Source organism: Pseudomonas sp. MF08875 (assembly GCF_059862525.1).
This window is the reverse complement of sequence record NZ_JCBCUW010000018.1, coordinates 54,121-66,978: the sequence shown is the minus strand read 5'-3', so window position 1 is coordinate 66,978 and position 12,858 is coordinate 54,121. Positions and strand designations below refer to the sequence as shown.

Sequence of the window (12,858 nt, the reverse complement as noted above, 5' to 3'; positions counted from 1 at the left end):
CCCGCCGAAGCGGGCCCAACTCAACGGGGAAGGCTGTCCAGAACGCGCTGGTTCAACGGGTCACTATCGCTGTGCTTACTGGCATTGTGCCGCACGGTCGACGCCATTGGCCGCAGCACCGGCTTGAGCAAAAAGCTGGCGAGCGCCGGGAGCAGGATCAGTGCGCCGAGCATGTTCCACAGGAACATAAAGGCCAGCAGAATGCCCATATCGGCTTGGAATTTGATCGGCGAGAACACCCAGGTAGCCACGCCAATTGCCAACGTGGCACCGGTCAACAGCACCACCCGCCCGGTAAACAGCAACGAGCGGTAGTAGGCCTCGGACAACGACTCACCATTGCGCATATGCACCAGTAGGATGCTCAACACGTAGAGTGCGTAGTCGATACCGATGCCGACGCCCAGGGCGATCACCGGCAAGGTGGCCACCTTGACGCCGATGTCCAACCACACCATCAGCGCCTCGGCGAGAATTGACGTGAGTACCAACGGCAGGATGGCGCAGGTCACCGCGCGCCAGGAGCGGAACACCAGGAAGCACAACAGCACCACGGCGCCATACACCCAGAACAGCATTTCGCGGTTGGCCTTTTTCACCACGATATTGGTGGCGGCCTCGATGCCCGCCGTGCCGGCGGCCATCTTGAACTGCTGCTCGGCACTGTTGTTCTGCGCGGCAAAGTCCTCGACTACCTTGACCACGCCACCCAGGGTTTCGGCTTTGTGGTCGGTGAGAAACACCCGCAGCATTGACATATCGCACACCTGGCTGACCAGCGTCAGCGGCGCGTATTTCACCAGATTATTGATCACCGCCTGGTTGGGCAGCAAGCCAATCCACTTGGGATTTCCCTCGGTCAACTGGCCGGTCATGATCTTGATAAACGAGGCAAACGAGTCGGTCGCGGCCACACCTGGTTGCTGACGCAGTTGCCATTCGAGGCGGTCGATTTTCTCCAGCAGCGCGTAGTCCATGCACTGCCCCTCGCGCGAGTTGACCATGACAATAAACACGTCGCTGGCGTTGCCAAAATGCGAGGTGATGTAGGCGTTGTCCTGGTTATAGCGCGAGTCCGTGCGCAGCTCCGGCGCCCCCGGATCGAGGTCGCCGATTTTCAGGTTCAGGCTAACCGTAAAACCCACGATACCCAACACCAGCGCCGCCACGAGCGTGGGGCCGGCCACCTTGCGCTTGGTGAACTGGTCAAGGAAACGCCAGAGCGGATGGCGAATGCCGCTGCTCATGTCGGCCTGTTCGTTGCGCAGGCTGCGCACGGCGGCCTTGTGCCCTACCCCGACATAGCTGAGCACCACCGGCAACAGAATAAGATTGGTGAAGATCAGAAACGCCACGCCAATACTGGCGGTGGTTGCCAACTGGCGGATCACTTCAATGTTGATCAGCAGCAGCACGGCAAAGCCGACTGCATCGCACGCCAGCGCCACCAGCCCGGCCATAAACAAACGGCGAAAGGTGTAGCGCGCGGCGATAAGCTTGTGCGTGCCGCGGCCAATGTCCTGCATGATGCCGTTCATTTTCTGCGCGCCGTGGCTCATGCCAATAGCGAACACCAGAAAAGGCACTAGGATGGTATAGGGGTCCAGGTCATAGCCCAGCAGCGGCAACATGCCTAACAGCCAGCTCACCGACACCATCGAACACAGCAGCACCACCAGCGTGCTGCGCGCGCAGCGGGTGTAGTTGTAGACCAGTACGCCGGCGATCAGAATGGCCACGGCAAAAAACACCAGCACCTGGCCCAGCCCGGCAATCAGGTCACCGACCACTTTGGCAAAGCCAACGATGTAGATGCCGGTCGAATCACTCTGGTATTTGCCGCGGATGTGTTCTAGCTTGGCGCTGAACGCACCATAGTCGAGGGGTTTTCCCGTCTCGGTATCGATATCGAGCAATGGCACCAGCAGCATGCTCGACTTGAAGTCCGGCGCCACAATGCTGCCGATTTCGCCGGAGCGCTCGATGTTCAGACGCAGACGGGCCAGGGCCTCGGCAGAACCGTCGTAGTTGGAGTCGATAACCGGGCCGGCCTCGATGCCTACCTCGGTAATACCGCGCCAACGCATGGTCGGCGTCCACAGCGACTTCATATACGGCCGGTTAACGCCAGCGAGCAGGTACACCTCATCGCTGATCTTTTGCAGGGTGGCCATGTAGTCGGCATCAAGAATTCTACCCCTGCGGTTCTCCACCACGATACGCACAACGTTGCCCTGCCCGGCCAGGTCATCCTGGCGGGCGGTGTAGTTCTGAATGTAAGGATGGTCGTTGGGGATCATCCGCAGAAAATTGGCGTTGAGCTTCAGGCCGTTGAATTGGGCGACGAAGAACGCCGTCAGAAACAGGCAGAACAGCAACACCCACAGCCGATGGTTAAACAGCAGCCGCTCCAAGGCGGAACCGGAGCGCTGATCAAAGTCCTTGAGGTCGGCAATGACAGGCGCTTCTTCGTGAATAGAATGCATGGGTATTACTCCTCGGAAGCGGTATCGGCCAACGCAGCCGGGGGAATCTGCACAACACCGGCCAGGCTAGACAACAGAATGCTGCCGCTGGCGGTTTCAACGGCGCCGGTTAATGGCGCGCCCCACTCGAATGCCAAGGTACGGAAACTGCGTCCCTGGTCATGGCTAAGATGAATGCGACCGGACTGATCGAGTAGCAACACATCGCCGTTGCTACGGCGCAGGGCGGCGTTGAAGGTGGCGTTGTGGCTGCCCGGCACCTGGGCCTTTTGCCAACTGTCACCGGCATCATCGGAAACAAACGCGTTGCCACGCAGACCATAGACGAGCACCTGGCGCTGGCCTATCGCGAGCAAACCGAAATAGCTGCCGTCATAGGGCGATGGCTGCGCCGTCAGGGTTGCCTGGGCGCCTGCGGACTTGAGCACTAGCCCCTGCTCGCCAACCGCCAGCAAGTTTCCGTCGACTTTTTTCAAGGCATAGACATGCATGCCATTGGGGTTGTCGAGTGCCTGGGAAAAGCCCTGCCAGGTGGTGCCGCCATCGGTACTGCGCAGCGCCAGATTGAAGGCGCCGACCACGGTCACGGTGCTCGGGCCTTCAACCAGCAGGTCGAGAAACGGCTTGTCCGGCCCGTCGTTTACCAGACTTTCGGCGCGGTACAGCAGGTCTTCACGAGCGCTCTCGTCGAGACTCGCCGCCTGTTGCTGTGCCTGAGTCCGCAAGGTGTTGGCAGCACCGATGCCATCCAGTTGCTTCTGCCAGCTTTCGCCCGCATCGCTACTGTGCAGCACCACGCCCATTTGGCCGATGACCCAGCCCTGACGCTCATCGGCGAAGGCGACGGCGGTGAGGTTGACGTCCACCGGAACCTTGGCACTACGCCAGTGTTGGCCGTCATCGTCAGACAGCGCGATAACACCGTGCTCGCCAACCGCCACCAGGCGTTCACCGGCGCGGGTTATCGCCAGCAGCATGCTGTACTGCACCTGCGCAGCGGGCGGTGCCGGCCGTTCAAGCGGCGTAGCGGACGCCGATGTTTGCGTGTTCTCTGAGGAACTGTCAGCAGCCATGCTGGGGGCCGCGAGCACGGCCCCCATGATGACCGCACCGACCATGAACCACTGCAGGTCGAGGCGTTTCATAAGCGTTACCTGTACTGAATTTAGCGGACGCCTGAGCGCTCGAGTTGTTGCGGTGTGAACATCTCCGGCGGCAGCACCTTGAAGTTCACTTCGCCGCTGTCGTTCAACGTGTTCATAAAGGTGTAGTCACCGGCTTGCAGGTTGTAGACGATCATCGGAATCGTCATGTTTACCGGCACCTCGGGGAAGGTCATAGGCGGTAGTTGGAAGGTCTTCCACAGTTGGCCTTTGGCGTCCCACAGGTCGCTGCCGACGATGGTCCAGCTGTCTTCGTCGATGTACATGCGGCGTTTAGGTACCACGTGCCGTGCGCCCGGTTTCAGATTGGCTTCCACCACCCACACACGGTGCAGTTCCCAACGAATCAGGTCAGGGTTGGCGAACTTTTCGCCGACCAGATCGCTGGATTTGGCATACGCCATGTTGTTGCCGTTGTAGGGCACATAGAACTCCTGACGGCCCACCAGTTTCCAGGTGTAGCGGTCGATCGCGCCGTTGAAGCCCCAGCTGTCATCGAAGTTGGTCAGCCCCGAACTGAAGTTGTTCGGCACGTCGTACTGCACGTTGGGCGCCTTGCGCAGACGGCGCTGGCCGGTCAGGTAGGCCCAGGCATTGACCGGGGTGATCATTCCCTGGTCCGGGTTGGCATGGACCAACTGTTTTTCGCCTGCCGAATAGGCCGGAGCGGTGGCCGTCACCAGAGTTGGCCCCCAGAGCTTGCCCTGCCATGGATCAGGACGGTTTTCGGGGTAATGGAGCGGCGTGGTCACCTGCAGAATGTTGCCTGCTGTCAACGCGCGCTTGCCGCTGGACGAGACAAACCAGGTATTGGCGTTTACTGAACTGTCGGTTGCACGCCAGTTCCACTGCACGTTGAAGATCGCCTGCTCGCCATCCAGCGGAATCGGGAACGGCACACCACCGGCATAGGTGTTCATGTCCAGAATCTGATTGGTCAGCGTGGTGCGGGTGGCGTTTTTCAGGGTGCGGTCATAAATGTACTGCGGTGCCGCCGCCGTACGGTGGCTGGGGTACACATCTATGCGGTAGCCAGGGTAGTTCTTCAGCAACTGTTGCGAACCGAGGAACAGTTTGTCGGCGTACTTATCGACGTTACCGGCGCTGATGCTGAACAACGGCTTTTCGTCAGCAAACAGCTTGGGTGGCAGCTTGGGGTTTTCCCGCGTCACGTCCTTGGTCAGGCCACCGGTCCAGGCCGGAATCGAACCATCGGCATTACCCGCCTTGATGGCGCCAAACGGGGTCAGTTCACTGCCCAGGCGCGCCGCTTCTGTGGCACTGACCGCTGCCATTGCGTGCAAGGGCAAAAGAGCGGCCACGCACAGGGTCAGCATCGCGATCTTGTTGTTGTGTTTCATGCAGCATCTCCAGTCAGAACGAGTAGGCGAGGTTCATCAGAACGAAGTCGCGATCGTGATAAGCGTTGTTGTCATCGGAACCGAGATACTTGGTGTAGCTAATGCCCCCTCGAAGGTTGGCTGCATACTTGAAGTTGAGCGCGGCGGTCACATCACCACCGTGGGCAGCGCCGGTGTTGTTGAAACCAGCATCAACTGGTGATCTGCCGGTGAAGTTGTAACCCAAGGTGATCGGGCTGCTGAGGTCGATGGAAGGCAGGGCCTGGTACCAGGTGGGCTCGAAGATCGTGCGAAAACCGCCGGCGGTACGCACAGTGTTGTCCTTGTCACGACGCTCGTCGTTCTTGGTCACCTTGTAGAGATGGTTGACTCCCAGCTCGCCGGTCAGTTGCGAGGTATCCCACAGCGACACACGTGGCAGCACCCAGATGGTGGACACCTGCGCATGGATGGTCTGCCCTACCGCGTAACCGGCATTGCCAGCACCGTTAACGCGCTGGTCATCGACCACCACCAATTGGGTGGAATCGCTCACCAACGGCACGTTGTCACGGAAGGAAACTTCTCCGGCGACGTTGGCATCGCCCACCTTGGTGGAAGCACTTAGACCAAACAGCTTGATGTCTTCGGGATAGACAAATAGGTACTCGTCAGGCACCGCGACACCGGGTGCGACAGTGGCCATATGCAGGAAAACCTGCGGGGTCTTGGCGTGGTAGCGCAGGAAATAGGCGCCGTAATCCCAGTCGTTGTCGAAGTCCCGGTATTTCAGCGCCAAGCCCCACTGGCCACTGTGCTCGCGCGGCTCGATATCCCGACCGCGAGGCACGCCAAAGCCCGGCGCCAGCAGCAGGTTTTCGCCGCCCTTGAACACCATGTCACCGATGCTCCAGTAGGTACCCGGCGCGGCGACGCGCGTCTGTTGGTATTCGAACTGGTAGTAGCCTTCGACAGACAGTTTGTCCGTCAGCGACAGCGCTGCCGACAGCTGATTGACCGGCAAAAACACTTCCTTGGCCAACGTGCTCGGCACCGACAGCGCCTTGTACGCATCGTTGGGTGCCTGGCCGTGGGCGATACCATTGGTGGCCAGAAACAAGCTTTCGCCCCACAGCAAGGTGTGCTGGCCGAGACGCCAGGACAGGTAGTGACCTTTCAGGTCGATGCCGCTGTGAATAAAGGCGTCGAGTAGCTCGATATCCCGACCGGCCTGGTCTTTGGCCTGGGCGGTGAACTGGTCGTTGTCCACCGTCGTCATGTTGTAGGTGGCCGCGGGGATGCTGCGGTGATCACGGTTGTAGACGTTGTCGTACCAACCTGCCGCACTGATGCGCACACCGCTGTTGGCATCGTCTTTCAGGTTGAAGTCAAACTCGGTGAGGATGTCGAACCGGTTGGTGATCAGGTCGTGTTTGTTAAACGCCTGAGTACCATCGTTGGTATTGATGTTGCTGGTGTTGAAATTCGACGGTGCTTCAGTGCGTTGGCCAATCTGGTACTTGACCGTGTTGTCCCAGCGCAACTGGTAATTGTCGGTGTCCAGCAACTGCGCCGCCTGAACCAAGCCAGGACCACTGGCGGAGAGGGCCGCGATGGTTGCGGCGAGGGTGGTGCGGCAGACTCGTTGTTGTTGTTTTGTCATGATGAGTTTTTACCCCGGCAAGATGTGCTCTTTTTCAGGCGTGTAGAGACCCTGCACGAGCACGCAGAGCAGCTCGCGGTTAGGCGTTCAAACAAGCATGGAAGTCTGGCTAGATCGAACCGGGTACTTCTGACGCCAGTGTCTGAAGATCGATCATTGCAGGCGGGGAAGATCTCCCGTCACAAACGGGTTGGGCGACGGCACGGGTTGGCGAATACGCATTCATGTCCTGTTTTTCCTTGTAGTTTCCGGACAATCCAAACGCTGGGGTTTGGAGATGCTGCCACTTCGACAAGAAGTCCGAAGAGGAGCACGGCCCCACATTCCCACAATCTCTACCAGGGTTCTCCTATCGAAAGATAGAGCGAAGATAGTTGGCAGCGAGGGGGCGCTGCCGCCGCTGCTCAGCCCTGCTCGATCAGCAACTGAACCAGCCAGCCGCCGGCCCGCCCGGGCGGCGTGTCCACGCGGTGAATCAACGTGAACGATTGCTCGCCCAACTGACGGATCGGCACCGTCAGGCGCACCAGGCGCCCCTGTTGCAGGTCTTCCTCAACCCGATCCAAAGGCATATGCCCCCAGCCAAGGCCAGCACGCAGCAACGCCAGCTTGGTATCGAAGTCGGTAACACGCCACGTGCGCACACCGCTGACCGCCAGCGAGCGCCCCTCGGTCAGCCCGCTGGCATCATCCAGAATCAGCTGCAGGTGCTCGCGCAGCATGGCCATGGACAATGCTTGCGGTTGCGCAGCCAACGGGTGGGTAGGTGCCGCGACAGGCACCATCTGAAGATGACCGAAATCACGCGCCTCGATATGGTCTGGCCAATCGTAGAACAGGCCACTGATACCCAGCACACAGGTTCGCGACTCGACCAGGTACTGCACCCGTCCCAGCGGTACGCTTTCAATGCGCATCGCCACGCCTGGAAACTCGGCCGCGAATTGGCCCAGCACGGTAGCAAGGCGCTCAGACGGGTAAAGCACGTCTACAGCCAGGCCGATCTCGCCCTCCAACCCCTTGACCAGGTTTTCCACCCCGGCCTGCAACTCATCGCTGAGCAGGCACATGCGCCGCGCATACGCCAACACCGCCGCCCCGCTCTGGGTAAGGATCGGGCGACGCTTGCCGCGCTCGAAAAGCGTCAGGCCGAGTAAGGCTTCAAGATTGGCAATGCTGTAACTGATCACCGGCTGCGTGCGCCCCAGGCGGCGCGCGGCCGCCGAGAACGAACCGCAGTCCACCACTTCAGTCAGCACCCGTAATTGATCAAGAGAAGGCGTCGCCATGTATAAAACTTCTGAATACTTTAAATAGCTTTTACATGGCTTATGCCTATAGATCCATCCCTCTATGATTCCGCCCAGGCTTCCGCCAACCGGTGTACAGCCCCACGAGAACAACAAGCGGAGTCCCGCATGACCAGCTATTCCGTGCTCCCTGCCGGCCTGACGCAGGAACGCTTTGCAACCGCCATCGAGGCCTTTCGCCAGTTACTCGGTGATGCCCAGGTGATCAGCGAACCACAGCGCCTGGCGCCCTATCGAAAAATCATGCTGCCGCACGATGAGAACGACTACGCCGCCTCCGCCGCGCTGTTGCCGGATTCGGTCGAGCAGGTGCAGGGCATTCTGAAAATCAGCAACCGTTTCAAAATACCGCTGTGGCCAATCTCCACCGGCCGCAATTTCGGCTATGGCTCGGCAGCGCCCGGCGAACGCGGCCAAGTGGTGCTTGACCTCAAACGCATGAACCGCATTCTCGAAGTGGATGCGCATCTGTGCACGGCCTTGGTCGAACCGGGCGTTACCTACAAGCAACTGCAGGACTATCTGAAGGAACGCAATATCCCGTTGTGGCTGTCCTTCCCCGCTCCGGGCCCGATTGCCGGCCCGGTGGGCAACACCCTGGAACGCGGCGAAGGCAGTACGCCCTATGGCGATCACTTCAACAATGCCTGCGGTATGGAAGTGGTATTGGCCAACGGCGACGTGCTGCGCACCGGCACCGGCGGGCTGGCTAATTCCAACTCCTGGCAGGTGTTCAAGTATGGCTTTGGCCCTTATCTGGACGGGCTCTTTACCCAATCCAATTTCGGCGTGGTGACCAAGCTCGGCCTTTGGTTGATGCCTGCGCCCGCCGGGCACCGCACGGTGCTGGTGCAATACGACGAGGCGCAGTTGGAAACGGCGATCGACACCCTGGCGCCGCTGCGCATCGCCGGGCACATCCCCAATGTCGGCGTAATGGCCAACGCCGCCATTGCCCTGACCTCAGCCAAAAGCCGCCACGAGATCTACCAGGGGACCGGCGCCGTACCACAAGACATCATTCGCAGCGAAGCCAAGAAGATTGGCCTGGCCGACTGGAACATCATCTTTACCCTGTACGGCAGCGAAGAACGCATCGCTGCCGACTACAAGCTGGTCAGCCAGGCGTTCGAGCGCTCCGGTGCTCGGGTAATCCCCGATATCCATGACCCGATGCAGGTCAACGAGCTGTCGCTGGACGCCTTTCGTTTGTACAACTGGCGCGGCGGTGGTGGCTCCATGTGGTTCTCACCGATCTGCCCGGCGCGCGGCCGCGACTTTGTCGAGCAGACCCGCCTGGCTCGCTCGATCTATGAAGAATTCGGCTTCGACTATATGTCCGCCCCAGCCCTTAGCGGGCGCGCCCTGCACCATGTGATGCCCCTGGAATACGACCGCACCGACGCCGAAGAAACCCAGCGCGCGCACCGATGCTTCGAGAAGCTAATGGATGAATTCGCCAAACGCGGGCACGCCGTTTATCGCACGGGCATCGGCTATATGGACAAGCTGGCGGACAGCTACGGGCCGGTGAAAAAAGAGGTTAACCGAGCGATCAAGCGCGCGCTCGACCCCAACGGCATCCTCGCGCCCGGCAAGTCCGGCATTCGCCTGTGAGGAACCCTGACATGAACATCTCCCCTCTCGCCGTTAGCCGCCCGCGCCGCACCGTTTTTCGCTTTAATCCGCTGCTGCTTACCCTCGCTGTCGCCGCCCTGCCCGCCCACGCCGAACGCAGCGCGCAGCAGGTTTGGGCCGACACCTGCACTTACTGCCACGCCAACGGCATTGGCCCAGAGCTGCGTGGCCGGCAATTGCCGCCGGCAATGATTCAGGCGTTTGCCCGATTCGGCGTGCGACAGATGCCAGCGTTTCGCGAAAGTGAAATCAGCGACTCCGAGTTAACCACCCTGGCCAACTGGCTCAGCCAGCAACCGGCGCCGACTGCCGAGGAGAAAACCCATGCGACGCCGTGACCTGTTGCGTGGCTCGCTGCTGCTGGGCGGTGGTGCGCTGCTGGCCGGCCTGCCGCTGGCCAGAACCGCCTGGGCAGGCCCTGGCGCCATGCCGCTGATTGTGTTTCTCGAAGGCGATGCGAGCACCGACAACCTGATCGAGGCACTGGGCCAGACGCCCGATGAAATCTGGCGCTTGCCCGTCGGCCAGTGGCTGCAGCCGGACGAGTATGTCGCTCGTTTGCGCGCGCGCACCGGCAGCCGCTTATGCAGTTCGCTGGGCCCGGCCAACCACTGCCTGCTCGTGGATGCCCTGCGGCTGCATGGCGCCGAGTTGCACGACGAACAACGCGTGCTTTCTGTAGCAGGCGCCCCCCGTTTTACGTTGCACGCCATCCTCTAAGGAGCTCTTTCGATGATCAAGAAAGCCATTCCCCTGGGCGCTGCTCTGTTAAGTGCCTGCCTCAACGTGCAGGCTGCCCCGGTCGCCAACAAGCAAGTGGTGCTCGACTTTATCCACCTCGCCTTCGCCGAAAAACAACTGCGCCCGGCCTTTGAGCGTTATGTGGCGCCGGGCTATATCCAACACAACCCCAACGCACCGGATGGGGCCGTGGCCGCCATCCAGTTTCTCGAAGCCTTTCAGCAGCAGTTTCCCGACGCGCGTTACGACGTGCAGCGCGTTGCCAGCGAAGACGACCTGGTGTTTGTACACGTCCACGCGCGCACCAGTGCCGACGATCGTGGCATGGCGGTGGTGGATATTTTTCGCCTAGAAAACGGACGGATTGCTGAGCACTGGGACGTGCTTCAACCCGTGCCCGAGAAATCGGTTAGCGCGCACCCGCTATTCTGAGTAAACAGGTAAAGGGCGCCAGCATTGCGCTGGCGCCTTGAGTGACTACGAGTTCTCGGCCGGAGCAACTGCCAGCGCTCGCGGCCACACAGGCAGCAACAGCAAACTACCGCCCCAGGCAACCAGCAGAATGAGCAGAAAGTAACTCCACTGCCCATACGCCAGCGTGGTAAAAAACAGCGGCGCCGATAGCGTGGCGCCAATGCCAGTGATCTGCCCGACCATCCCGGCCGCCGTACCAGCCATTCCCGGATCGGGCAACGCACGCGGCAATAATGCGTACGCCAGCGCAATAAAGCCGCCTACCGCCAGTTGCTGGAGTATCGCGCCACTCCACGCCAGCGCGACCCAGCCCCAGGGCACATAGAAGGCTACCCCGCCGGTCAATGCGACCACCACCACCAGCACGCTAATCGGCAAACCCGACCACCCTCGCGTCAGCATCAAGCCAACTAGAAAGCTGCCCGCCACGCCCGCCAAACTGGCCAACGCCATCATTTGCGCGCTACGGGCCAGTTCAACCCCATGCAACTGGTTGAGGTAAATCGCACCCACCGCACTGGTGCCGATACCCGCCAGCGCCGACATGCTCAGGCTCAGGCCAAAACGCAGCACCCGTACATTGCGCAGCACGGCAAACCTACTGCCCGCGCTAACCCTTGCGCGCGCGGCGGGCAGCACGACCACCGTCAATGCCAGCACCAGCAGCACACCCGCATGCAGCAAGAACCCGCCCTGCCATTGAGTGCCACCAGCGAAGGGCGCCACCAACAGCAGGCCAAGGGCGTATCCAAACGGCATCACGGTCGACCACAACGTCAACGCCTGCACTTGTCGACGCCCTTCGGTGCTGATCATCAGCAGCGTCATCCCCGAGGTCAGCACAGCAACCAGGGCGATGCCCTCCAGCAACAGGGCGACCCGCAACAGCCCGAAACTGCTTACCAGGCCATTGGCCAGGCTGCAGGCGGCGATACACAGTACCCCCACACCCAGCAACAGGCGCGGCCCGACACGGTCAATCAACCAGCCGACCGGAATGCCAGCAAACGCCAACGGCAACAACTGCCCTGCGATGGCGATACCGACCTGCGAACCGGGCACCGTGAAGGCGCGCCCGATATCCGCGGCCAACGGTCCCAGCATGCCCAACGCCGATGTACCGGCCAAGCCAAATAGGTAAATCAACAGAATTGAAGGCCATTTGATCGTCATAGCGTGCTCCTTAATCCGCGTGGCCAAGCAGTGCGCCACCGTCGATGACGATCTCGCTGCCGGTGATAAAAGACGAGGCGTCGGAGGCCAGGAGTAGGGCCAGGCCCTTGATCTCGTCTGGCTCGGCGACGCGCTGCTGCGGGTTGGATGTTTCCAGCAGGCGGCGCATTTCCGGGTCGCGCACATGGCCGCCGGCGATATTGGTGGCGAATGCACCCGGCGCCATGGCGTTGACCTGAATGTTGTAGCGCGCCATCTCCAGGGCCGCCTGGCGCATCAGGTGCGAGGCGGCGGCCTTGGCGGCGAAATAGGACGTGCCGACCCCGCCTACATTGCAGAAGCTGGCGACCGACGTGGTGACGATGATCTTGCCGCTGCCAGCCGGCTTCATATGCCGCGCCGCCTCTTGCAGGGTATGCAACACGCCGCCCAGATTAATGCCCAGGTATTTGTGCCAATGCTCCTGGGTGATGTTCTCCAGCGCGCCCTCGACACTGCGGCTGCCGTCACGGGCAATAAAGCCTTCACCGACATCCACCCCGGCATTGGCAAACACCACATCGATACGCTTTTCGCGGTTGACGACGGCCTCGAACGCCGTTGCCAACGACGCCCGCGAACTGACGTCCACCGCGTCGCCGGACACCGCCAACCCTCGGGCACGCAGGCGCTCTACCACAGCTTCCAAACGGCTGGTATCGATATCCATCAACACCACCCGCGCGCCGTTTTCGGCCATGGCTTCAGCGCAGGCCAGCCCTATACCACTGGCCCCACCGGTAACCACACACACCTTGTTGCTTACGTCGAACAATTGCGCAGCGTTCATCGCCTTCCCTCGTGTTCTTGTTATGGAGGAAAGGCAGCAGA

At 60.7% G+C, this 12,858-nt stretch carries 11 protein-coding genes; 4 read left to right on the top strand and 7 right to left on the bottom strand.

Annotated elements, in window-relative coordinates:
- Positions 1-20 precede the first annotated feature (20 nt).
- The 5 genes from AC19YT_RS12805 to AC19YT_RS12785 all read right to left on the bottom strand — a co-directional run bounded on the left by AC19YT_RS12805 (position 21) and on the right by AC19YT_RS12785 (position 7,941).
- The gene (locus AC19YT_RS12805; RefSeq protein WP_500610375.1) at positions 21-2,486 is read right to left on the bottom strand and encodes an efflux RND transporter permease subunit; all 2,466 of its coding nucleotides are present in this window, start codon (positions 2,484-2,486) and stop codon (positions 21-23) included.
- Positions 2,487-2,491: 5 nt separating this feature from the next.
- Entirely contained in the window at positions 2,492-3,631 is a 1,140-nt protein-coding gene (locus tag AC19YT_RS12800; protein ID WP_500610374.1) for a WD40/YVTN/BNR-like repeat-containing protein, read from the bottom strand.
- A 20-nt stretch (positions 3,632-3,651) separates the two neighbouring features.
- Positions 3,652-5,010: a DUF1329 domain-containing protein gene (locus tag AC19YT_RS12795; protein WP_500610373.1), complete on the bottom strand. Its 1,359-nt coding sequence runs from the start codon at positions 5,008-5,010 to the stop codon at positions 3,652-3,654.
- A 13-nt stretch (positions 5,011-5,023) separates the two neighbouring features.
- Entirely contained in the window at positions 5,024-6,652 is a 1,629-nt protein-coding gene (locus AC19YT_RS12790; RefSeq protein ID WP_500610372.1) for a DUF1302 domain-containing protein, read from the bottom strand.
- Positions 6,653-7,056: 404 nt separating this feature from the next.
- A complete protein-coding gene (locus AC19YT_RS12785) occupies positions 7,057-7,941 on the bottom strand; it encodes a LysR family transcriptional regulator (RefSeq protein ID WP_500610371.1) in 885 nt (294 codons plus the stop codon).
- A gap of 129 nt (positions 7,942-8,070) precedes the next feature.
- On the opposite strand from AC19YT_RS12785, the gene AC19YT_RS12780 reads away from it, so the two are divergent.
- From AC19YT_RS12780 to AC19YT_RS12765, 4 genes are read left to right on the top strand one after another with little or no spacing between them, the layout of a single operon-like run.
- On the top strand, positions 8,071-9,579 hold the full coding sequence (locus AC19YT_RS12780; protein ID WP_500610370.1) for an FAD-binding oxidoreductase: 1,509 nt from the start codon (positions 8,071-8,073) through the stop codon (positions 9,577-9,579).
- An 11-nt stretch (positions 9,580-9,590) separates the two neighbouring features.
- Complete coding sequence (locus tag AC19YT_RS12775) at positions 9,591-9,938, top strand: c-type cytochrome (protein ID WP_500610369.1); 348 nt, start codon at positions 9,591-9,593, stop codon at positions 9,936-9,938.
- Positions 9,925-10,320, top strand: coding sequence for a hypothetical protein (locus AC19YT_RS12770; RefSeq protein WP_500610368.1), 396 nt, complete (start codon positions 9,925-9,927; stop codon positions 10,318-10,320). The genes AC19YT_RS12775 and AC19YT_RS12770 overlap by 14 nt, the downstream gene beginning before the upstream one ends.
- A gap of 12 nt (positions 10,321-10,332) precedes the next feature.
- Positions 10,333-10,773, top strand: coding sequence for a nuclear transport factor 2 family protein (locus AC19YT_RS12765; RefSeq protein ID WP_500610367.1), 441 nt, complete (start codon positions 10,333-10,335; stop codon positions 10,771-10,773).
- A gap of 45 nt (positions 10,774-10,818) precedes the next feature.
- On the opposite strand, the gene AC19YT_RS12760 is transcribed toward AC19YT_RS12765, so the two are convergent.
- Together AC19YT_RS12760 and AC19YT_RS12755 are read right to left on the bottom strand one after the other, a co-directional pair.
- Positions 10,819-11,988 (bottom strand): MFS transporter, encoded by a 1,170-nt coding sequence (locus AC19YT_RS12760; protein WP_500610366.1) that lies wholly within the window; start codon positions 11,986-11,988, stop codon positions 10,819-10,821.
- A 10-nt stretch (positions 11,989-11,998) separates the two neighbouring features.
- Positions 11,999-12,817, bottom strand: coding sequence for an SDR family NAD(P)-dependent oxidoreductase (locus AC19YT_RS12755; protein ID WP_500610365.1), 819 nt, complete (start codon positions 12,815-12,817; stop codon positions 11,999-12,001).
- Positions 12,818-12,858: the final 41 nt, after the last annotated feature.